Below are 21461 nucleotides of genomic sequence, written 5' to 3'. Positions count from 1 at the left end.
AATTCGCTTGCCAAATCGTATAAGGATATCCTTATATAAACGAATGTCGTTTACGCCTGACCAAACTATCGAAGCCCTGCGCGCCGCGGGCGAGCCCACCCGCCTCAGGGTGCTGTCGTTGCTTGCAGGCGAGGAACTGTCGGTGATGGAGCTGTCGCGGATTCTGGACCAGAGCCAGCCGCGCGTGTCGCGCCACCTGAAGCTCATGGCCGACGCGGGCCTGATCGAGCGGTTTCCGGACGGCGCCCGGGTCTTCTACGGCCTGTCGTCCGACCCGCGGGCCCGTCGCCTGGTCGATACGGTGCTGGACCTTCTGGACGCCGCCGCCCACGAGGCCGACGACCGCCGGCTGGAGGACGTGCGCCTCGACCGGGGCGCCGCCGCCAGCGCCTATTTCGAGCGTGTCGCGCCGCAGTGGGACCGCATCCGGTCGCTGTATGTCTGCGAAACCGCCGTCGAGGCGGCGATCAAGCGCGCCGCCGGCGACGGGCCGTTCGAGCGGGTGGTCGACCTCGGCACCGGATCGGGGCGAATGCTGACGCTCCTGGGCAAGAAGGCGAAGATGTCGCTCGGGCTGGATCTCAGCCACAACATGCTCAACATCGCCCGCGCCAACGTCAGCAAGGCGGGCCTGGAAAAGGTGGAACTGCGCCACGGCGACATCTTCGCCACCCGCCTGCCCGAGGCCAGCGCCGATCTGGTGCTGGTCCATCAGGTGCTGCACTACCTCGTGGACCCCCAGGCGGCCATCGCCGAGGCGGCCCGACTGGTCATGCCCGGCGGGCGGCTGTTGATCGTGGACTTCGCCCCCCACGCGCTTGAGCATCTGCGCGCGGAACACCAGCACCGCCGTCTGGGTTTCGCCGACGACGAGATGCGCCGGTGGCTGGGTGAAGCCGGTCTGGTCGCCAGCGAACCGGTCGCCCTGCCCCCGGATACGGATGGCCTGACCGTGTGCATCTGGACCGCCGAAAAGCCCGCCGTGGCGGATGCGAAGGTCGCATGACCGTCGCTCCTCGCAGTCTGGCCGAGGCGCGGGCGCTGCTCCTGTCGCCCCTCGGCCCCGTAGCGCGCGCCGGGCAAAATTCGTCACGGCCCCGGGTGTCCTTCGAATTCTTCCCGCCCAGGTCCGATGAGGCCGAAGCCGGCCTGTGGACGGCCGTCACGCGCCTGGCTCCGCTGGCCCCCGAGTTTGTCTCGGTCACCTATGGCGCGGGCGGCTCGACGCGTGAGCGGACGCACAGGACGGTCCACCGCATCCTGACCGAAACAGCCCTGACTCCGGCCGCGCACCTGACCTGCGTCGACGCCACCCGGGGCGAGGCGGACGCCGTCATCGAGAGTTACCGGGCCGCCGGCGTGCGCCATATCGTGGCTCTGCGCGGTGATCCGCCCGGTGGGGCAGGGATCGGCGGCGCCTATGTTCCGCATACGGACGGCTACGCCAATGCGACCGAGCTGACGGCGGCGATCTCCGCGAAGGGCGGGTTCGACATCAGCGTCGGCTGTTATCCCGAGGGCCATCCCGAAAGCCCCTCGATCAGCCACGACATCGAGGTCCTGAAGGCCAAGGTCGACGCGGGGGCCACGCGCGCGATCAGCCAGTTCTTCTTCGACATCGACGCCTTCCTGCGCTTCCGCGATCGGGTGCGGGAGGCGGGGGTGACCATTCCGATCATCCCCGGCGTGATGCCGGTGACGAACTTCACAGGCCTGAAGCGGATGTCGGCCGGCTGCGGCGCGGCCGTGCCGGATTGGCTGGCGGCGCATTTCGAGGGTCTGGACGGCGACCCCGAGACCCGCAAGCTGATCGCCGCCTCGGTCGCGGCGGAGACCTGCGCCCGGCTGCAGGAGGAAGGCTTCGCCGACTTCCACTTCTACACCCTGAACCGCGCCGACCTGGTCTATGCGATCTGCCGGGTGCTGGGCGTGCGTGAGCAAAAGACGGTGTCTGCGTGACCTGCCCCTCCACTACCCGCAGCGAGCGCATCGCCGCCCTGCACCGGGCCGCGAAGGCGCGCATCCTCGTCCTCGACGGCGCCTGGGGCGTGATGATCCAGCGCCGCGATCTGTCGGAAGAGGATTTCCGCGGCGACCGCTTCGCCGCGCATGAGGTCCAGCTGAAGGGCGACAACGACATCCTGTGCCTGACCCGGCCCGACCTCATCGCCGATCTGCACGACCAGTATTTCGCCGCCGGGGCCGATATCTCCGAGACGAACACCTTCTCGGCCACGACGATCGCCCAGGACGACTACAAACTCGACGAACAGTCGGTGTGGGACATCAATCTGGAAGGCGCGAAACTGGCCCGCGCCGCCGCCGACCGCTGGACCGCGAAGGAGCCGCACAAGCCGCGCTTCGCCGCCGGCTCGATCGGGCCGCTGAACAAGATGCTGTCGATGTCGTCCGACGTGAACGACCCCGGCGCCCGTCTGGTGACCTTCGACCAGGTCTATGACGCCTATCGCCATCAGGTGAGGGCGCTGAACGAGGGCGGCGTCGACCTSTATCTGATCGARACCATCACCGACACGCTGAACTGCAAGGCCGCGATCAAGGCGATCAAGGACCTYGAGGACGAGGGCATGGAGGCCCTGCCGATCTGGATTTCGGGCACCATCACACGCTGAACTGCAAGGCCGCGATCAAGGCGATCAAGGACCTYGAGGACGAGGGCATGGAGGCCCTGCCGATCTGGATTTCGGGCACCATCACCGACCGCTCGGGCCGSACCCTGTCRGGCCAGACGGCCGAGGCCTTCTGGAACAGCGTGCGCCACGCCAAGCCSTTCGCCGTSGGCTTCAACTGCGCCCTSGGCGCCGAKYTGATGCGGCCCTTCATCGCCGAGCTGAGCCGGGTCGCCGACACCCTGGTCGCCGCCTATCCCAACGCCGGCCTGCCCAACGCCATGGGCCAGTATGACGAACAGCCGCACGAGACGGCCCATTTCCTCGAGGAATGGGCGGCCTCGGGCCTGGTCAACATCGTCGGCGGCTGCTGCGGCACCACGCCCGAGCATATCCGGCACACGGCGGAGGCGGTGTCGAAACTGCCGACGCGTGAGATTCCCGAGCGGCCGGTGGCGATGCGGCTGGCGGGGCTGGAACCGTTCGAGCTGGTGGCGTGATGACCGAAGACGAGTTCGATACGTGGATGGATGACGCCTATGCGTCTTTCCAAGGCACCTGGCGTTCGACTGACGAAATCTGCGCCCCGTACAAAGACAGACAATGCGATCTGCTCAATGGTGAGCTGACCTTCTATGATGACCGGATTGCGCGTCTGAAGGCCGATGTACAGGTGATCGGAACGACAGGCGGAGACGGCGACTGGCTTTGGGCATGGGCCAATGAATCCATACCAACGGAGGTCACGCGGGACGCGGAAGGCATCCATCAGTTCGGAATCCAGCGCGGCGTAGAGTTGTTGATCAAGCCTCGGTGGACGTCTGATCGCGTCGTTGATCTCGGCTGGGAAATGACGGTCGCAGCGGCCCACCTCGCCAAGGCCCAAGGCGCCCTCACAGTGCCTTACGGGCACGATGACAGACAGATGTTCGTGACTCTCCGCAACCTTCACCCGCTGAATCCGAGCTGATGCGTCCCACCTTCATCAACGTCGGCGAGCGGACCAACGTCACCGGCTCGGCCAAGTTCAAGAAGCTGATCATCGACGGCGACTATTCCGCCGCCCTGTCGGTGGCGCGTCAGCAGGTCGAGGCCGGGGCCTCGGTCATCGACATCAACATGGACGAGGGCCTGCTGGATTCGAAGCAGGCCATGGTCACCTTCCTCAACCTGATCGCGGCCGAGCCCGACATCGCCCGGGTACCGGTGATGATCGACAGCTCGAAATGGGAGGTGATCGAGGCCGGGCTGAAATGCGTTCAGGGCAAGCCGATCGTCAATTCGATCTCGATGAAGGCGGGCGAGACCGAGTTCCGCGAACAGGCGGTCAAATGCCTGCGCTACGGCGCCGCCGTGGTGGTCATGGCCTTCGACGAGGTCGGCCAGGCCGACACCGCCGCGCGCAAGATCGAGATCTGCACCCGCGCCTACCGGATTCTCGTGGACGAGGTCGGCTTCCCGCCCGAGGACATCATCTTCGACCCCAACATCTTCGCCGTGGCGACGGGGATCGAGGAGCACGACAACTACGCCGTCGACTTCATCGAGGCGACGAAGGTCATCAAGGCCACCCTGCCCTGGGCCCGGGTGTCGGGCGGCGTGTCGAACGTCTCGTTCAGCTTCCGCGGCAACGAACCGGTGCGGCGGGCGATCCACAGCGTCTTCCTGTACCACGCCATCCAGGCGGGCATGGACATGGGCATCGTCAACGCCGGCGACCTGCCGGTCTATGACACGCTCGACCCGGTCCTGCGCGAGGCGGTCGAGGACGTGATCCTGAACCGCCGCCAGCGCACGAACGTCTCCAACACCGAACGCCTCGTCGACCTCGCCCCCAACTACAAGGGCGACAAGGGCGTGGCCCGCGTCGTCGACCTGAAATGGCGCGACCAGCCGGTCGGCAAGCGGATCGAACACGCCCTGGTCAACGGCATCACGGAGTTCATCGACGCCGACACCGAGGAGGCGCGGCTGTCCTTCGACCGCCCGCTGCACGTCATCGAAGGCCCGCTGATGGACGGGATGAACGTGGTCGGCGACCTGTTCGGCTCGGGCAAGATGTTCCTGCCGCAGGTGGTGAAGTCCGCCCGGGTGATGAAACAGGCCGTGGCCTGGCTGGAGCCCTTCATGGAGGCCGAAAAGGCCGGCAAGCCGCGCGAGCAGGCGGGCCGCATCCTGATGGCCACGGTCAAGGGCGACGTCCACGACATCGGCAAGAANGCCGAAAAGGCCGGCAAGCCGCGCGAGCAGGCGGGCCGCATCCTGATGGCCACGGTCAAGGGCGACGTCCACGACATCGGCAAGAACATCGTCGGCGTCGTCCTGCAGTGCAACAACTACGAGGTCATCGACCTGGGCGTCATGGTTCCGGCCGACCGCATCCTGGACGCCGCCGTCGAGCACAAGGTCGACATCGTCGGCCTGTCGGGCCTGATCACCCCCTCGCTGGACGAAATGGTGTTCGTGGCCCGCGAGATGGAACGGCGCGGCTTCGACATTCCCCTGCTGATCGGCGGGGCGACCACCAGCCGGACCCATACGGCGGTCAAGATCGAGCCCGGCTATCGCAGCGGCTCGACCACCTATGTCATCGACGCCAGCCGCGCCGTGGGCGTCGTCTCCGGCCTCCTGTCGAAGACCGAGCGGGCGAAGAACGAGGCCGCCACGCGCGACGAATACGTCCGCATCCGCGAACAGTATGCGCGCGGTCAGGAGGTCAAGGCGCGCGCCGCCCTGCCCGCCGCGCGTGAGAACCGGTTCAAACCCGACCCGGCGACGCCCCTGCCCCCGGCCCCGTCCTTCCTGGGCGTGCGCGCCTTCGACAGCTGGGATCTGGGCGATCTGGCCGACCACATCGACTGGACGCCCTTCTTCGCCAGCTGGGAGCTGATTGGCCGCTATCCGCTGATCCTCGAGGACGAGATCGTCGGCTCGGCCGCGCGCGATCTGTTCAAGGACGCGCAGGCGATGCTGAAGCGGATCGTCGACGAGAAATGGTTCACCGCCCGCGGCGTGGTCGGCTTCTGGCCCGCCAACGCCGTCGGCGACGACATCGTGGTCTGGGCCGACGAGAGCCGCAGCGAGGAGATCGCCCGCTTCCACACCCTGCGCCAGCAGATCCGGAAGGCGAACGGCAAGCCCAACCTCGCCCTGTCGGACTTCGTCGCCGGGACGGGCCGGGACTATATCGGCGCCTTCGCCGTCACTGCGGGCCATGGCGAGCTGGAGATCGCCAGACGGTTCAAGGCGGCCGGCGACGACTATTCCGCCATCATGGCGACGACCTTGGCCGACCGTCTGGCCGAGGCCTTCGCCGAGGCGCTGCACAAGAAGGTGCGCACCGAGCTGTGGGGTCACGCGCCGGACGAGGAAACCACGGTCGAGGACCTGATCGCCGAGCGATATCAGGGCATTCGCCCCGCCCCCGGTTACCCGGCCCAGCCCGACCATACCGAGAAGGCGACCCTGTTCCGCCTGCTGCGGGCGGAGGAAAACGCCGGCATGGCCCTGACGGAAAGCTTCGCCATGACGCCGCCGGCGTCCGTGTCAGGCCTCTATTTCGGCCATGCCGAGAGCCACTATTTCGGCGTCGGCAAGATCGACCCCGACCAGGTCGCGGACTATGCGCGGCGCAAGGGCTGGGATGTGGGGACGGCCGAGCGGTGGCTGTCGCCGATCCTCAACTACGATCCCGGCGCCCCCGCCCGCAGCGACGCGGCCTGACCGTCCACCCGGCCGTCATCCTCGGGCTTGACCCGAGGATCAGACCGTCCGGTGCGGGGTGGTCGCGGGTGCGGTCGCGATCGTCGGGCCGGCCCCGCGACCCAGCACGGCCCGACGTCTGATCCTCGGGTCAAGCCCGAGGATGACGGTGCTGAATACCGACGACTTGAGCGACCGGTTCGCTCAAGTCGTCGAAGTCTCAGCGAAGAGTCTTCGAATTCCCCGCGAATCCGTCGTCGAATTCCCTGTCTATTCCAGACCGACGTCCGCAGGGGTCGCCGGGGCGGTCGTGATGTTGCCGCGGATGCGGCGCGCGGCGTGCTCGCACCGGCCCGGAAGGCCGAAGAACAGGCCGAAGGCCTGGCTGCGCACGACCTCGTCCTGCCCGATCAGGGGCGTCCATTTGGCCGTGGCCTCGGCGGCGGCGGCGCGGGCGGCGGCGCGGCTGGACGCGGTCTGGCGCGGCTCGGCGGCGTCCAGGGCCGCGCGGAAGTCGGCGGCCTCCAGCTTGCCCAGCCGGATGATGTCCAGATCCAGCGGATCGCGATTGGTCAGGGTCTCGCCCAGGGCGACGTGGCCGTTCACCAGCGCCTCGCACCAGGCCACCAGCGGATAGTCGCTCTCGGGCGCGCCGCGCGGCATCGGATTGGCGTAGGCGACCGCTTCGCGGAAGCGCTCGGTTTCCACCGCTTCCACGCCGGGGGCGGTGGAGACCACGCCGCCGTCCTGCGCGGGGGCGGGCGTCTGGGTGGACAGCATCAGGGCGGAGACGAGGGTGATCAGCATGGGAATCCGATTTCGAGGAACGGTCAGACAGCAACGTCTGAACAGGCCGGATGGTTTTTGTACGGCGGCGAAATACCCGCCAGCGGACGACCTTGACGGGTATACACGCGACGGCGCACTCTATGGTTAGGCGGCGTTCGGTCGCCCGGAGGACTATCTGATGTTTGCCAGACTGATGAAACTCACCGTCATCGGCGCCACGGCGCTGTCAGCGGCCTATGCCGCCCCCGCGAGCGCGACAGACTATATCCGCGAGCGGGAGTACTATTCAGACGCCACCTACACAGTCCAGGTCGGCTACTGGATGAACAACTGCCAGCGGCAGTTCCGCGGCTGGGGCGAGGTCACTCCCTACTACATCGAACTGTCGGCCGAACCCTGCACGCAATGGAACAAGAACCCGCCCGGCATGAACGGCTGAGCCGGTCGCAGACATCCGGACAGCAAAAAGGGCGGCGGACCATGGTCCGCCGCCCCGATTGTTTCTTCCCGACGTGGCCTAGAAGTTGGCCGTGATGCCGAAGAAGACGTAACGACCCAGCGCATCATAGAGCTGCGGATAGGTGTTGTTGTTGCCGGTCGTACCGACGCTGGGCGACAGCGGCGGATCGCTGTCCAGGACGTTGTTGACGCCGGCCCGGAGGCTGACGGTTTCCATCACCTGCCAGGTCGCCGCCAGGTCGAGGTAGTTCTGGGAGTCCAGAACCTTGTCGATCCGCGGGGCGCTGTTGTTCAGGCTGCCGTCAGCGCCGAGGACGCCGATTTCAGCCTCGCCATAGTGACGCCAGGTGGCCGAGAGGTTCATGTCCCACGGCGAGACCCAGGTCACCCGGGCGCGGTGACGCCATTCGGGGTTCGGCACGCCGCACTGGTTCGCATAGAAGCCCTTGCAGTCATACACGCTGTTGGCGAAGCCGAGGCCGGTGTCGGTCTCCAGCGATTCCAGCCAGGTGCCGACGAACGAGAACTGCAGCGAGCCGTAGGCGGGCATGGCCCAGTCTTCCAGATCGACCGCATAGTTCGCGTTGACGTCGACGCCGGAGGTGGAAACGCCACCGATGTTGACGTTGGTGTCGATGACATTGCCGGTGTTGAGCCACAGGGCCCCCGTCGGACCGTCACGCACGATCAGCGAACAGGCGAGCGCGTTGCCGGCCGTGTAGCAGGCGTCGAGCGTGTTCTGCGCGCCGATCGAACCGATCAGGTTGTCGACCTTGATCTTGTAGTAGTCGATCGACAGGTTGAAGCGGGGCAGGAACGAAGGCGTCAGGACCACGCCGACCGTGTAGGTGTCAGCCGACTCCGGCTCCAGGTTGGGGTTGCCGCCCTGGAGGAAGTTGTACTGGCCGGCCGGGCTGTCGAGCAGTCCGCCGTCGCGTTCGCCAGTCGTGACCTGCCACGGGTTGGCGCCGACGCAGCTGGCGGGGACGGGGCCCGCGCCGGCCGCCGCACGGCCCGGAGCCGAGCAGGGATCGAAGTCCAGGTCGAACAGGTTGAAGCCCTGCGCGGTGAACAGTTCGATCACGTTCGGCGCCCGCACGGCGCGCGAGTAGCTGGCGCGGAGGCGGATGTCCTCGATCGGCGCGTAGTCCACGCCGACCTTGTAGGTGTCGGCGCCGAAGGTCTCGTACTCGGACCGACGGTAGGCGGCGTCGATGGAGGCCGAATAGGCCCACGGCTGATCGTCGGCCAGCGGGATCTGGATTTCACCGAACACTTCGGCGACGTCCGTATCACCGGTGAAGCCGATCGTCGGGCCGCCCTGACCGGCGCCGTCGCCGGTGGCGAAGGAGGTGTCGGTCACCGAGCCCAGGGAGTCGCGACGATACTCGGCGCCGAAGGCGACCTGAACGTTGCGCGATGCGGTGGGCATGGACCAGCCCGTGTCGCCCGTGACCGCGGCGGTGATCACCTGCTGGGTGGTCTCGCCGGTCTGGATCAGCGGGATCTGCAGGTAGTCGAGAGCCGCCTGGGTTACGCCGCCCGGCGAGAAGATGTTGTAGGGCACGCAGCTGGGGTCGGTCCCGTCGACGACCGACCGGCAGGTCGGGGTGCCGCCGACGCTGACGACGTCGAGCGCGCGACCGATGCGGGTGCTCGAGAAGTCGTTCAGATAGGTGCGGGCGAGGCGAACGCGCGAGAACTGCGCGGCCACGTCGTAGTTCCAGCCTTCCGCGATCTCGCCGCGGATGCCTGCGACGCCGCGGTAGGAGGTGTAGTTGAGCGAGTCCTGACGACCGCCGCCTTCAACGTTCCGGCGACCGATCAGCATGTTGACCGAAGTCACCGGACCCACGCAGCCGACCGCCGTGCGCTGTTGCGCCGAAAGCAGGGGGTTGGAGCACTGGAGGGGGATGATCGGACCCAGGAAGGCGCCCGACGGAGCGATCTGCGCCACGGACTCGTAGTCCGAGAACATCAGCTGGGCGAAGGCCTCGACCTTGTCGTTGACTTCGTAGTGGCCGAAGGCGCCGAGGGTGTAACGCTCATCCGGACGCTGATAGTAGTTCAGCGGGCCGAAGTTGTACTGGCCGGTCGCGGCGCTGAAGGGCGTGAAGGTGCCGTTGCCGGCCCCTGCTGCGCCGCCGACCGTCAGGTTGGCGCCGTTCGTCAGGGAGATGAAGCGGCCCGGGAAGGCGGTGCTGGAGCCGCCGCAGGTGAATTCGGTGCCGGCGGCGTTCTGTCCGCCGAGCGAGCAGGACGAGTAGTCGCGGTCGCCACCGAGGACGGGGTTGTTGTTGCGATAGCCGGCGTAGGCCGTGATGTTGCCTTTGCCGTCCGGCGAGGACACGCCCATCATGACGTTGATCGAGCGGCTCTCGCCGTCGGCGACGTCATCGTCGGGCAGGCGGAACTGCGACGGGTTGCTGGCCGCGCGGCCGGCGATGACGCTCCGCAGATTGCCCGGACCGTCATAGTCGTTGTGGTGCTGATAGAAGCCGTACTGGGCGTCGATCTGAAGGCCTTCGAAGTCCTTCTTCATGATGAAGTTGACGACGCCGGCGACGGCGTCCGAACCGTAGACGGCCGAGGCGCCGCCGGTCAGGACTTCAACGCGCTCGACCAGCTGTTCCGGGATCTGGTTCAGGTCGGCCGCGTCGTCGTTGGGCGAGCCGTAGCCCATGCGGCGGCCGTCGATCAGCACCAGGGTGCGCGACGAGCCGAGGTTGCGCAGCGACACGGTGGCCGTGCCGGAAGCGCCGTTGGAGACGGTCGAGTTCTGCGCGGCGAAAGCCTGCGGCAGTTGCGAAACCAGGTCCTCGACCCGGGTCACGCCCGCGATGTCGATGTCCTCGCCGGTCACCTGGGTGACGGGGCTGGTGGTGACCAGGTTGGTCTGCGGAATGCGNCCTTGGCCAGATTGCCCTCGGGTCACCAGGTCCTCGACCCGGGTCACGCCCGCGATGTCGATGTCCTCGCCGGTCACCTGGGTGACGGGGCTGGTGGTGACCAGGTTGGTCTGCGGAATGCGCGAGCCGGTGACGACGACTTCGTCAAGCTGCGCCTCGTCCTGCGGCGCCGGCGCGGTCTGCGCCATGGCGGGTGCGGCGAAAGCGAGGGCGGCGAAGCCGCCGATCATCGTCGTCGACAGCAGCCGAATACGGGTTTTCTGGGTTCTCAAAGGTCGTCTCCTGATGTTCGACATCGCCCGTTTCCGGGGCGTCGAGGCCTTAGAATGGAATATTCCCTTCTCCCACGGACAGATTCCCCCGCCGCAGTTGCCAGACGTTATGCTCTGCGCCGTACCGTTCGCCACCATAATTACACGGCTGTAACCCTGTCGAAGCGCGACTGTCGTATTTAGGCCACGATACGGTCACCGCCGCGGTTGCAGCCAATCCGGTTGACGCTGGGAACGACTTGTCCGACTTAGATCAGGGCGAGCCGACAGCTCGGACGAGGACCAACCATGTCATTCATATCCGGTCTTGCGGCCGCAGTGGCCGTCGCATCCCTGTCCGGTCAGGCCGCGCCGCCGCAGGAGCGGGCCGAAACCCTGTCCCGCCTGACCGCCTGCCGGGCCATCGCCGACAGCGCCGCGCGCCTGAGCTGCTACGACACCGCCGTCAGCGCGCTCGACTCCGCCGAGCGGCAGGGCGAGGTCGTCGTCATGGACCGCGCCCAGCTCGGCGAGGCCCGGCGCCAGCTCTTCGGTTTCGAGATGCCGACCCTGCCTCGCCTGTTCGGGGCCGACGGCGCGGCCCAGATCGACTCGATCGAGACCACGCTTCAAAGCGCCACCCAGAACGCCGACAACCGCTGGGTCTTCCGCCTGGCGGACGGCGGAGTGTGGCGCCAGATCGATTCAGATCCCTTGCGGATCCGGCCCCGCCAGGGCGACGCCGTGCGCGTGCGCAAGGCCAGCCTGGGCAGCTTCCTGATGACCGTCGGCGGCAGCCGCGCCGTGCGGGTGCGGCGGCAATAGCCATGGCGCCCCGCCCGCTTTCCCCGACCGTCTGGACCTCGCCCCAGCTGGCGCCGGAGACCCTGGCGGCCCTGGCCGCGGCGGGCGTTCAACAGGTTATCAGCAACCGGCCGGACGGCGAGGACCCCGGACAACCGACGGCCGCCGAGATGGAAGACGCGGCCCGGGACGCCGGCATGGACTTCGCCTGGGTTCCCGTATCGGGGATGCCGGGACCGGCGCAGGCCGCCGCCGTGGCCGAGCTGCTGGCCGACGGTCGACCGACGGTGATGTTCTGCCGTTCGGGCACGCGCTCCGCCGCGGCCTGGGCGATGTCGGAACGACTCCGCGGCGTCGATGCGGATGAGCTGCGCGCGGCGGCGGCGGGCGCCGGCTACGACCTCAGCCGTTTGCCGCTCTGAGGATCAGCGAAGGATCGCGGCGCGGGCGGCGTAGGGGGCGGGTTCCGGCGTGCAGGAGGCCACGGCCAGGTGCATCGCCATGAGACACAGGAAGGCCGCAGCCACGGGCTGGAGCCGATTTGAGACAGCCAGGGCGATGGAAACGGCCACGATGCGCACTCCGCAGAAGGTTTACGAAGTCCTAACGCAAGGCCCGGGCCGCCGCGGATGATCCCCTTTGTTCCCATGCCCCCGTTCGAATACGGCCGCGCCGACGCGGTCTCGCCGCTGATCCAGCGCGTGATCGCCAACAATCCGGGGCCGTTCACCTTCACCGGGACGGGGACCTATATCGTCGGCCGTTCCGAGGCCGGGGCGGGCGTGGCGGTGATCGATCCCGGGCCGCTGGACGACGCCCATCTGGCGGCGTTGCGCGCGGCCGTGGCGGACCGGCGCGTCACCCATGTGCTGGTGACGCACACCCACCGCGACCACGCGCCCCTCGCCCGGCCGTTCGCAGAGGTGGTCGGGGCGCCGATCCTGGCCGCGCGGCCGCCGGGCCGAACGGTCCACGCCTCGGCGATGCTGGACGAGGACGACGACGAGGCGTTCGCGCCGGACGTCCTGCTGGCCGGCGGAGAGGTCATCGCGGGCGACGGATGGACCCTGGAGGCGATGGCCACGCCCGGCCACGCCTCGAACCACATGGCCTTCGTGCTGCGCGAGGAGAACGCCCTGTTCAGCGGCGACCATGTGATGGGCTGGTCGACCAGCGTGGTGGCTCCGCCTGACGGCGACATGGCCGCCTATATGGACAGCCTCGACCGGGTCATCGCCCGCGGCTTCGACACCCTGTGGCCGACCCACGGCGCGCCGGTGACAGAGCCCGAACCCCTCCTGGCCGCCTGCAGGGCGCACCGCCTGGCGCGGGAAGCCCAGATCGTCGAACGGCTGACGGCCGGAAACCGGCGCATATCGGACATCGTGCCGGACCTGTACGCGGCCGTGGACGCGCGCCTGTGGCCGGCGGCCAGCCTGTCGGTCTGGGCGCATCTGATCGCCCTGGAAGCCGCCGGACGCGTGCGGGCCCGGCCCGGTCCGGCGATCGACGCCGACTGGACCCTGACCTGAGACTCAGCGGCTGGTCCGCAGCGCCTCGCTGATGCGCGACGCCATGCGGCAGGCGTCGCCGCCATGGGGCCGGTCGTCGCGCGCGGCGACGCGGATGTCGGTGCGCCCGGGACGGATGCGGATCACGGCGTCATGGTCGAAGCCGAACCAGAAGCTCTCCCGGCTTCCGTCCGCGCGCGCCACCCCGGCCCCGCGGATCGTGAAGCCCGCCTGCTGCAGCGCCCATACGGCGGAACCGGGCGCGATCTGCCGCATCACCGGCAGGGCGCCCGGACAGGCCTCGACCCCCGCCCTGGCGCGGGGCCCCTGCCCGCGGCGTTCGTCGGCCAGATCGCCGAAGCCGGGGATATCGACCAGATCGGTGCTGATATCCTCGGACGGGGCGGCGGCCATGCGGCCGTTGTGCCAGACGTAGCCGGCCAGCGTTCCTCCACCCGCCAGAACCGCCGCCAGGGCCAGCAGGCCCAGCCGGCTGACATCCCGCAGGGCGAGGACGACGGCCGCGAGCGCGGCCAGCGCGCCGACGATGGCCAGTCCCCAGCCGACGCGCATCGTCAGCAGGTCATAACCCGTCTCCGGGGACAGGCCACCCGCGCGGGTCCCCAGCGCGGCGCCCAGCACCAGCAGGGGCGCGGCCAGGCTGAGGGCCAGCAAGGCCCCGACCGCGCCCTGACCCCTGGCCTGCCCCCGGGCCACGGCGTCAGGCCCCCGCCGTCGGCAGGCGATAGTCCTTCATCCGGTCGCGGATCAGCTTCTTGTCGACCTTGCCCGTGGCCCCCAGCGGGATGTCGTCCACGAAGACGACGTCGTCGGGCATCCACCATTTGGCGATCTTGCCCTGCAGGAAATCGAGGTGCTCCTGCCTGTCCGGGGTCTCGCCCGGCCTGAGCTTGATGACCAGCACCGGGCGTTCGTCCCATTTGGGGTGAGCGGCGCCGATGACGGCGGCCAGTTCGACCTTCGGATGGCCCACGGCGATGTTCTCGATCTCGATCGAGCTGATCCACTCGCCGCCGGACTTGATCACGTCCTTGGCGCGGTCGGTGATCTGCATGAAGCCCTGCTCGTCGATGGTCGAGACGTCGCCCGTGTCGAAGAAGCCCTCGTGGTCGAGGATGTCGCCGCCCTCGCCCCTGAAATAGGCGCCGGCGATGGTCGGGCCCTTGATCATGAGCCGGCCGTAGGTGACCCCGTCGTGGGGCATTTCCTGGCCGGCGTAGTTCTTGAGCTTGAGCTCGACGCCCAGCGGCGGCGTGCCCTGTTTGACCCGCCACTTCATCTGCTCGTCGTACGGCAGGGCCAGGAGTTCGGGCGGCAGGTTGGACAGGGTGCCGATCGGCGAGGTCTCGGTCATGCCCCAGCCCTGCAGCACCTCGATGCCGAACTCCTCCTGGAAGGCGCGGATCAGGCTTTCGGGCACGGCCGAGCCGCCGATCAGAACCTTCTTCACCGTGGGGATGCGCAGATTGTTCTCGCGCAGATGGGTCAGCAGGCCCTGCCAGACGGTCGGCACGGCGGCCGAGAAGGTCACGCCCTCGCTCTCGATCAGCTCATAGATGGCCGCGCCGTCCATCCGCGCGCCGGGCATGACCAGCTTGGCCCCCGAGGCGGGTCCGGCGAAGGCGATGCCCCAGGCGTTGGCGTGGAACATCGGCACCACCGGCAGGATCACCTCCTTCGGCGACGGCCCCAGCACGGTCGACTGCATGCCCAGCAGGGTATGGATGAAGTTGGACCGGTGCGAATACAGCACCCCCTTGGGATTGCCGGTCGTCCCCGAGGTGTAGCAGAGGCCGCAGGCCGTCTGCTCGTCGAACCCGCCCCAGGCCACGTCTTCCGAGGCCGTGGCCAGCAGGGCCTCATAGCATTCGGCGCCCGGCAGTTTCGTCGCCGGCATGGTCAGTTCGTCGGTCAGGACCACGACCCGCTCGACGGAGGGGCAATGGGGCAGAACCGCTTCCAGAAGGGGGATGAAGGTCAGGTCGACGAAGATGATCTTATCTTCGGCGTGGTTGATGATGTAGGCCAGCTGCTCGGGGAACAGGCGCGGATTCAGGGTGTGGCAGACGGCGCCCATGCCCATGATGCCGTACCAGACTTCCATGTGACGGCCGGAGTTCCACGCCAGGGTGGCGATGCGGTCGCCGACCTTGACGTCCCAGTCCTTCAGCACGCTGGAGACGCGCTTGGCGCGGGCGTGAATCTCGGCGTAGGTGGCGCGGACAATCGGGCCCTCGACCGAACGGGTGACCACCTCGCGGTGGCCATGCCAGTTCTTCGCATGGTCCAGGATCTTGTCGACCGTCAACGGCCAGTCCTGCATCAATCCGAGCATCACGATCCCTCAAGCCCGCGCCTGCTTTCGAGACGCTTTGAAAGTCACGCTATCGGCGTGATCACCGATAAGCAACGTGACGCAAGGTCAGCCGGAGGCCCGCCCGGCTTGGCGAAACCGGCCGCGGGGTCCTAGAAGCACATCATGTCCATCCTGATCGCCATCACCGGGGGCTCCGGCTCCGGCAAGAGCACCCTGGCCGAAGCCCTGGTCTCGGCCCTGCCGGACGGCAGCGCGGTCCTGCTGCGCGAGGACTCCTATTACCGCGACGCGGCGGACCTGCCGGACTTCGACCCGCGGACCTTCGACTTCGACGACGTGGCCGCGCGCGACCACGACCTGATGATCCGCGACCTGACCGCCTTGAAGGCGGGCGAGGGCGTCACGGCCCCGGTCTATTCCTTCATCCGGCACGGGCGCGAACCGGGCGGAGAAGCCGTCGCGGCGGCCGAGGTGGTGATCGTCGAGGGCACCCATGTGCTGTGCACGCCCGGCCTGGTCAGCCTGTTCGACATCCGGGTGTTCGTCGACACCCCCGCCGACATCCGCTTCATTCGCCGCCTGCTGCGCGACCAGGCCGAGCGCGGACGCACGGCGGACTCCGTCATCGACCAGTATCTGGCCACGGTCCGGCCCGGACATGAGCGCCTGACCGAACCGTCGCGCCTGAACGCCGACTTCGTGGTCGCCGACGCCACGGCCGCGGTGCGGCTGGAGGATCCCCAGGCCGTGGTGCGGCTGGTCGCCCCGGTGCTGGCCCATCCGCTGCTGGCGGCCCTGCTCGACCGCTGATTGTCCAGAGCGGACCGCTCCCTCTTGCTCCCCGCTCGATGACCGGCCACCTTGGCGGTCTCAACGAGCAGCGAATTCATGCAGGCCACGGCGGCGCGACACCCCTCCCCCACGGATCCGAAGCGCGAGGCGATCCTGCGGCACGCACGGCGGGCGTTCGTCACGGACGGCTATGCCGGAGCCCGGATCGAACCCATCGCGCGCGACGCCGGAGTCTCCACGGCGACCCTCTATGCCCTGTTCGACGGCAAGGCCGAGCTGTTCACAGCGGTGATCGAGGACGCGGCCGTGGATTTCGACCGCCTGATGCGCCACGTCCGCACGGTCGGCGGTCCCGCGCGCCAGCGGCTCACCTATTTCGCCACCGCCTATGCCGGCTTCATGGCCGACCCCTTCATCCGCTCGGTGTTCCGTCTGGTCGTGGCCGAGCGGCCCCGGTTTCGGGACGTCGCCATGCAGTTTTTCGACCGTGGCAAGGCGGACTTCGGCAAGGTGCTGATCGACGCCCTGCGCGAACTGGTCGAGCGGGGCGAGCTCCGGATCGAGCGTCCGTCCTGGGCGGCGGGCCAGTTGATGGGGATGATCGAGCATCCCGTCTTCTTCATGCCCCTGGTCACCGGGGACGAGGTCATGCCCGCGCGCGGTCTGGACCAGATCGCCGCCGACGCTGTCGAGACCTTCCTCGCCCGCTACGGCGTCTGATGCGTCAGGGCTGAAGCCGGGTCCGGGTCCAGCCCGCGCCGTCCCGGTCGAACCGCAGCCGGTCGTGCAGGCGGAACGGCCGGTCCCGCCAGAATTCGACCTGGTCCGGGCGGATGCGCCAGCCGCTCCAGCGTTCGGGCCGCGGCACGTCCTGGCCTTCGAACCTGGCCGTTTCGCGCGCCACGGCCAGTTCCAGCGCCTCGCGGCTCTCCAGGGGCCGCGACTGCTCCGACGCCCAGGCGCCGATGCGGCTCTCGCGCGCCCGGCTGGCGAAATAGGCGTCGGCCTCGGCCGGGGTCACCGGCTCGACCCGTCCGCGCACCCGCACCTGACGCCGCAACGATTTCCAGTGGAACAGCAGGGCCGCCCGCGGTTGCGCCGCCAGTTGCTCGCCCTTGGCGCTCTCGGCATTGGAATAGAAGGTGAAGCCGCCGGCATCGACATCCTTCAGCAGCACCACCCGGCTGTCCGGCGTTCCGTTCGCATCGACCGTGGACAGGGTCATGGCGTTGGCGTCGTTCGGCTCTGTCGCCCTGGCGTCGTTCAGCCAGTCGATGAACAGCGCAACAGGCTCTGGCCGCTCGAAGATCGTCTCATCGCCGTTCGCCGCCAGGGCGGCGGCGTAGTCGCGGGCATACTCTTCACGGGTCGGGCTGGACGGGATCACGGGTGCGGTCATGAGCCTCAGATAGTGCATCCCGCGCGGGCGGGCGAGAGCGTCACGGTTAACCGGGCATTGACTCTATGTCGCGCCTTAGTGGCGGCATGCGCGCCCGGTCCGTTCCTGAGGTCGCCTCGACCCGCGAGGCTTACGCCGTGCTCGGCCTGACGGGCCCCGCCGAGGGCGAGGTGCTGACGGCCGCCTTCCGCACCGCGATCAAGGCCGCGCGGCCCGATACGCCGGGCGGCAGCGAGGCCCGGTTCCGCAAGGTCATCGCCGCCTGGGGTCTGATCCGGCAGGACACGGCCCCGCTGGCGCTGGCCGCACCCGCGCCTCGCGCGCCCGCCCTGCCCGTCGTCGGCCTGAGCCCGGACGCGGCCCTGAACGGCGGCGTGGTCGAGGTGAGGCTGGGAGGCCGCAAGCTTCGCGTTCGCGTGCCAGCGGGCCTGCGCAGCGGCGAGCATCTGCGGCTCAAGGCCGCGGGAGACGCGGGCGCTGACCTTTATCTGCCGGTTCTGGTGCGCGGCGACGGGCGGCTCAGCGCCGTTGGAGACGACCTCTACATGACCTGCCCCGTGGCTCCACGCCTGCTTGACGAGGGCGGGCGGCTGGAGATCGAGACCCACGCCGGGCCGCGCTCGGCCTGGCTGGTCGGCGGCCATCAACCTCTGCGGCTGCGCCTCAAGGGCCTGGGTCTGCCCGCGCGCGGCGCGAGACCACAAGGCCATCTGTTCGTGACGCTGGAGCCCTCCCAGGACGCGCCGTCGGCGGCCGAGGATCTGCTGGTCCGGTTCACGCGCGTCTGGACGCCGGACCGGCTGGCGGCCTAGCGTCGCCGGATGTCGCACAACACCTTCGGCCATCTGTTCCGCGTGACGACCTGGGGCGAGAGCCACGGGCCGGCGATCGGCTGCGTCGTCGACGGCTGTCCGCCGCTGATCCCGCTGACCGAGGCGGACCTCCAGCCGTGGCTTGACCGGCGCAAGCCGGGCGGCAGCCGCTTCGTCACCCAGCGGCAGGAGAGCGACACCGCCCGCATCCTGTCCGGCGTATTCGACGACGGAAACGGCCCGGTCACCACCGGCGCCCCCATCGCCATCCAGATCGACAATGAGGACGCGCGCTCGAAGGACTATGGCGAGATCGCCCGCGCCTTCCGGCCCGGCCACGCGGACTACACCTACCAGGCCAAATACGGCGTCCGCGACCATCGCGGCGGCGGGCGGTCGTCGGCGCGCGAGACGGCCGTCCGGGTCGCGGCCGGAGCGGTGGCGCGCAGGATCCTGGGCGACGGCGTACGGATTCGCGCCGGCGTGGTCCAGCTGGGCCCGCACCGGATCGCGCCCGGGGCGGTGGATTTCGACGCGGTCTACGACAACGCACTGTTCGCGGCGTCCGCCTCGGTCGTGCCGGCGTGGGAAGACTACCTCGACGGGGTCCGCAAGGCGGGCTCGTCCATCGGCGCCGTGGTGGCGCTTGAAGTCACGGGCGTTCCCGCCGGCTGGGGCGCCCCCGTCTACGGCAAGCTCGACGCCGAACTGGCCGCCGCCCTGATGTCGATCAATGCGGTCAAGGGGGTCGAGATCGGCGCCGGCTTCGGCTCGGCCGAGCTGTCGGGCGAGGAAAACGCCGACCAGATGCGGATGGGCGACGACGGCCGGCCCGTCTTCCTGTCCAACCACGCCGGCGGCGTGCTGGGCGGCATCTCGACCGGCCAGCCGCTGACGGCCCGGATCGCCTTCAAGCCCACCTCCTCCATCCTGACGCCGCGACAGACCATCACCCGGGACGGCGAGGAAACCGACCTGCGCACCAAAGGCCGTCACGATCCCTGCGTGGCCCTGCGCGGCGTGCCCGTGGTCGAGGCCATGGCGGCCTGCGTTCTGGCGGACGCAATGCTGAGGCATCGGGCGCAGGTCGGCTGACCCCTTTTCGTCACCGACACTGTTGCTTATATAGGCGCCAGCGAGGTTCATAACCCTCGGAGTCCCGGGAGCAACCCCATGATCGACGTTCGACCCTTCAACAGCCTCGGTGGCGCCAACCACGGCTGGCTCAACGCCAAACACCATTTCTCCTTCGCCAACTACTATGACCCGAGCCGCATGAGCTGGGGCCGGCTGCGCGTCTGGAACGACGACGAGATCGCCGCGAAGTCCGGCTTTCCGCCCCACCCCCATGCCGACATGGAGATCATCACCTATGTCCGCACCGGGGCCATCACCCATGAGGATTCCATGGGCAACAAGGGCCGCACCGGCGCCGGCGACGTCCAGGTGATGAGTGCGGGCACGGGCGTGCGGCACTCGGAGTTCAATCTCGAGGACGAGACCACCACCCTGTTCCAGATCTGGATCGAGGCCGATGTGCGCGGGGCGAAACCGGCCTGGGGCGCCAAGGTGTTTCCGAAGCACGACCGCACCGGCCAATTCTCGGTCCTGGCGTCCGGCGATCCGACCGACGAAGCCCTGACCATCAACGCCGACGCGAAGGTCTTGGGCGCTACGCTGAATGCGGGCGAGAGCCTGACCTACAGCCTGGCCGAGGGCCGCCACGCCTATCTGGTCCCCGCCGTCGGCGCAGTCGAGGTCAACGGCGTGCCCCTGAACGCCCGCGACGGCGCGGCCATCAGGGACGAGGCCGAGATCACGATCACGGCGAAGGCGGACGCGGAGCTGGTGATGGTGGACTCGCTCTAACTTGCACGGCCGTCACCCTCGGGCTTGACCCGAGGGCCGGACCGTCCGGTGCGCAGTGGTCGGGGGAGACCCGACGGCCCGTGGGCCATCCCCCGGCTGCCAGACCGCCGCCGCCTCTGATCCTCGGGTCAAGCCCGAGGATGACGGCGTAAAACGGAATGAAGCGTGCCCCAACGAAAAACCCCGCCCGGATCGCTCCGGGCGGGGTTCTTTTGTCAGGCTCAGACCGTCAGTGCGTCGCGGGCACCGTGCCCACATCCTGAATAGGCGGAGCGGCCGGAAGCGGATCGGTCGCCTCGTCCCATTCCACCGGGGTCAGGGTTCCGGTCAGGGCCCATTTCAGGGCCTCGTCCGCCGTCTTGATCGGGACGATCTCCAGCGCCGACTTCACATTGTCGGGCACATCGGCGAGGTCCTTCTCGTTCTCTTCCGGGATCAGCACCGTCTTGATGCCCGAACGGAGNAGCAGCTTCTCCTTCAGGCCGCCGATGGCGGTGACCCGGCCGCGCAGGGTGATCTCGCCGGTCATGGCGATGTCCTTGCGGATCGGGATGCCGGTCAGGACCGAGACCATGGCGACCGTCATGGCCACGCCCGCCGAGGGACCGTCCTTGGGCGTCGCGCCGTCCGGCACGTGCACGTGGATGTCGGTCTTCTCGAACGCTGGCGGCTTGACGCCGATGCTGAGCGACCGGGCCCGGACGTAGGAGGCGGCGGCGGAGATGGACTCCTTCATCACCTCCTTCAGGTTGCCGGTCACGGTCATGCGGCCGCGACCTGGCATCTTGATCGCCTCGATGGTCAGGATCTCGCCGCCGAACTCGGTCCAGGCCAGGCCGGTGACGATCCCGACCTGATCCTCCTCGTCSGTCTCGCCGTAGCGGAACTTACGAACCCCGGCGAACTCGGCCAGCTTGGCCTCGTCGATGGTGACCGACAGCGTCTTGTTCTTCGACATCTCGCGCACCGACTTGCGCGCCAGGCCGCCCAGGGCGCGTTCCAGCGACCGCACGCCGGCTTCGCGGGTGTAGTAGCGGATCAGGTCGCGGATCGAGCTGTCCGGSACGAYGAATTCGGCCGGCTTGAGCCCGTTCTCKKCCGTCACCTTGGGCAGGACGTGCCGTTTGGCGATCTCGACCTTCTCGTCCTCGGTGTAGCCGCTGACCCGGATGATCTCCATCCGGTCCATCAGGGGC

20 protein-coding genes and 3 pseudogenes are annotated in these 21461 nt (G+C 68.5%); 15 read left to right on the top strand and 8 right to left on the bottom strand.

Annotated features, from left to right (window positions below):
• The first annotated feature begins 43 nt into the window (after positions 1-43).
• From ASD25_RS17505 to ASD25_RS32105, 6 genes and pseudogenes are all read left to right on the top strand, one after another.
• Positions 44-1006: a metalloregulator ArsR/SmtB family transcription factor gene (locus ASD25_RS17505; protein ID WP_055832622.1), complete on the top strand. Its 963-nt coding sequence runs from the start codon at positions 44-46 to the stop codon at positions 1004-1006.
• A complete protein-coding gene (metF, locus tag ASD25_RS17500; RefSeq protein WP_055832621.1) occupies positions 1003-1959 on the top strand; it encodes a methylenetetrahydrofolate reductase [NAD(P)H] in 957 nt (318 codons plus the stop codon). The genes ASD25_RS17505 and metF overlap by 4 nt, the downstream gene beginning before the upstream one ends.
• A pseudogene (locus tag ASD25_RS17495) lies at positions 1956-3130 on the top strand (homocysteine S-methyltransferase family protein). Before metF ends, ASD25_RS17495 begins: the two are co-directional and overlap by 4 nt.
• On the top strand, positions 3130-3600 hold the full coding sequence (locus tag ASD25_RS17490) for a DUF6882 domain-containing protein (RefSeq protein WP_055832617.1): 471 nt from the start codon (positions 3130-3132) through the stop codon (positions 3598-3600). The pseudogene ASD25_RS17495 and the gene ASD25_RS17490 overlap by 1 nt, the downstream one beginning before the upstream one ends.
• A pseudogene (locus ASD25_RS32110) lies at positions 3600-4849 on the top strand (dihydropteroate synthase); the annotation flags it as partial. The gene ASD25_RS17490 and the pseudogene ASD25_RS32110, both read left to right, overlap by 1 nt.
• A 1-nt stretch (position 4850) precedes the next feature.
• Positions 4851-6353: vitamin B12 dependent-methionine synthase activation domain-containing protein (locus tag ASD25_RS32105; protein ID WP_235562778.1), on the top strand; the 1503-nt coding region annotated here is incomplete at its 5' end.
• Positions 6354-6602: 249 nt separating this feature from the next.
• On the opposite strand, the gene ASD25_RS17480 is transcribed toward ASD25_RS32105, so the two are convergent.
• Positions 6603-7139 (bottom strand): hypothetical protein, encoded by a 537-nt coding sequence (locus tag ASD25_RS17480; protein WP_055832615.1) that lies wholly within the window; start codon positions 7137-7139, stop codon positions 6603-6605.
• A 175-nt stretch (positions 7140-7314) separates the two neighbouring features.
• Between ASD25_RS17480 and ASD25_RS17475 the strand changes: the two genes are divergently transcribed.
• Positions 7315-7560: a DUF6289 family protein gene (locus tag ASD25_RS17475; RefSeq protein WP_162252087.1), complete on the top strand. Its 246-nt coding sequence runs from the start codon at positions 7315-7317 to the stop codon at positions 7558-7560.
• Between the two features lie 78 nt (positions 7561-7638).
• Here the strand turns inward: ASD25_RS17475 and ASD25_RS33260 are convergent, their stop codons facing one another.
• The gene (locus ASD25_RS33260; protein ID WP_369816619.1) at positions 7639-10470 is read right to left on the bottom strand and encodes a TonB-dependent receptor domain-containing protein; all 2832 of its coding nucleotides are present in this window, start codon (positions 10468-10470) and stop codon (positions 7639-7641) included.
• A gap of 579 nt (positions 10471-11049) precedes the next feature.
• On the opposite strand from ASD25_RS33260, the gene ASD25_RS17465 reads away from it, so the two are divergent.
• Both ASD25_RS17465 and ASD25_RS17460 read left to right on the top strand, forming a co-directional pair.
• Entirely contained in the window at positions 11050-11565 is a 516-nt protein-coding gene (locus tag ASD25_RS17465) for a hypothetical protein (protein WP_156377047.1), read from the top strand.
• Positions 11566-11567: 2 nt separating this feature from the next.
• Positions 11568-11966 carry a TIGR01244 family sulfur transferase gene (locus ASD25_RS17460; RefSeq protein WP_055832608.1) on the top strand — a complete coding sequence of 133 codons (399 nt, stop codon included), beginning with the start codon at positions 11568-11570 and terminating at the stop codon, positions 11964-11966.
• Between the two features lie 3 nt (positions 11967-11969).
• Here ASD25_RS17460 and ASD25_RS31305 read toward each other — a convergent pair whose 3' ends face one another.
• On the bottom strand, positions 11970-12116 hold the full coding sequence (locus ASD25_RS31305; RefSeq protein WP_200943656.1) for a hypothetical protein: 147 nt from the start codon (positions 12114-12116) through the stop codon (positions 11970-11972).
• Positions 12117-12173: 57 nt separating this feature from the next.
• Between ASD25_RS31305 and ASD25_RS17455 the strand changes: the two genes are divergently transcribed.
• Positions 12174-13076: an MBL fold metallo-hydrolase gene (locus ASD25_RS17455; protein ID WP_055832606.1), complete on the top strand. Its 903-nt coding sequence runs from the start codon at positions 12174-12176 to the stop codon at positions 13074-13076.
• A gap of 3 nt (positions 13077-13079) precedes the next feature.
• Here the strand turns inward: ASD25_RS17455 and ASD25_RS17450 are convergent, their stop codons facing one another.
• Both ASD25_RS17450 and ASD25_RS17445 read right to left on the bottom strand, forming a co-directional pair.
• Positions 13080-13772 carry a hypothetical protein gene (locus ASD25_RS17450; protein WP_055832604.1) on the bottom strand — a complete coding sequence of 231 codons (693 nt, stop codon included), beginning with the start codon at positions 13770-13772 and terminating at the stop codon, positions 13080-13082.
• 4 nt (positions 13773-13776) lie between these two features.
• A complete protein-coding gene (locus ASD25_RS17445) occupies positions 13777-15411 on the bottom strand; it encodes a long-chain-fatty-acid--CoA ligase (RefSeq protein ID WP_055832602.1) in 1635 nt (544 codons plus the stop codon).
• Positions 15412-15555: 144 nt separating this feature from the next.
• On the opposite strand from ASD25_RS17445, the gene udk reads away from it, so the two are divergent.
• Positions 15556-16203, top strand: a complete 648-nt coding sequence (gene udk / locus ASD25_RS17440; protein ID WP_055832601.1) for a uridine kinase — start codon at positions 15556-15558, stop codon at positions 16201-16203.
• A gap of 51 nt (positions 16204-16254) precedes the next feature.
• Positions 16255-16905 carry a TetR/AcrR family transcriptional regulator gene (locus ASD25_RS17435; RefSeq protein ID WP_235561831.1) on the top strand — a complete coding sequence of 217 codons (651 nt, stop codon included), beginning with the start codon at positions 16255-16257 and terminating at the stop codon, positions 16903-16905.
• Positions 16906-16909: 4 nt separating this feature from the next.
• Here the strand turns inward: ASD25_RS17435 and pdxH are convergent, their stop codons facing one another.
• Positions 16910-17584 carry a pyridoxamine 5'-phosphate oxidase gene (gene pdxH / locus ASD25_RS17430; RefSeq protein WP_055832660.1) on the bottom strand — a complete coding sequence of 225 codons (675 nt, stop codon included), beginning with the start codon at positions 17582-17584 and terminating at the stop codon, positions 16910-16912.
• Between the two features lie 86 nt (positions 17585-17670).
• Here pdxH and ASD25_RS17425 point away from each other — a divergent pair, with 86 nt between their 5' ends.
• From ASD25_RS17425 to ASD25_RS17415, 3 genes are all read left to right on the top strand, one after another.
• Positions 17671-18396 (top strand): DnaJ C-terminal domain-containing protein, encoded by a 726-nt coding sequence (locus tag ASD25_RS17425; RefSeq protein ID WP_055832597.1) that lies wholly within the window; start codon positions 17671-17673, stop codon positions 18394-18396.
• Between the two features lie 9 nt (positions 18397-18405).
• Positions 18406-19491, top strand: a complete 1086-nt coding sequence (gene aroC / locus ASD25_RS17420; RefSeq protein WP_055832595.1) for a chorismate synthase — start codon at positions 18406-18408, stop codon at positions 19489-19491.
• Positions 19492-19569: 78 nt separating this feature from the next.
• Positions 19570-20265, top strand: coding sequence for a pirin family protein (locus tag ASD25_RS17415; protein WP_055832592.1), 696 nt, complete (start codon positions 19570-19572; stop codon positions 20263-20265).
• Between the two features lie 229 nt (positions 20266-20494).
• Here the strand turns inward: ASD25_RS17415 and ASD25_RS32100 are convergent.
• Both ASD25_RS32100 and ASD25_RS17410 read right to left on the bottom strand, forming a co-directional pair.
• A pseudogene (locus tag ASD25_RS32100) lies at positions 20495-20728 on the bottom strand (S16 family serine protease); the annotation flags it as partial.
• 1 nt (position 20729) lies between these two features.
• A partial coding sequence (locus tag ASD25_RS17410) for a S16 family serine protease (RefSeq protein WP_304439659.1) occupies positions 20730-21461 on the bottom strand: 732 nt, incomplete at both ends.

The organism is Brevundimonas sp. Root1423 (assembly GCF_001426805.1).
The sequence above is the reverse complement of the archived record's forward strand: the minus strand, read 5'-3'. Positions and strand labels throughout refer to the sequence as shown.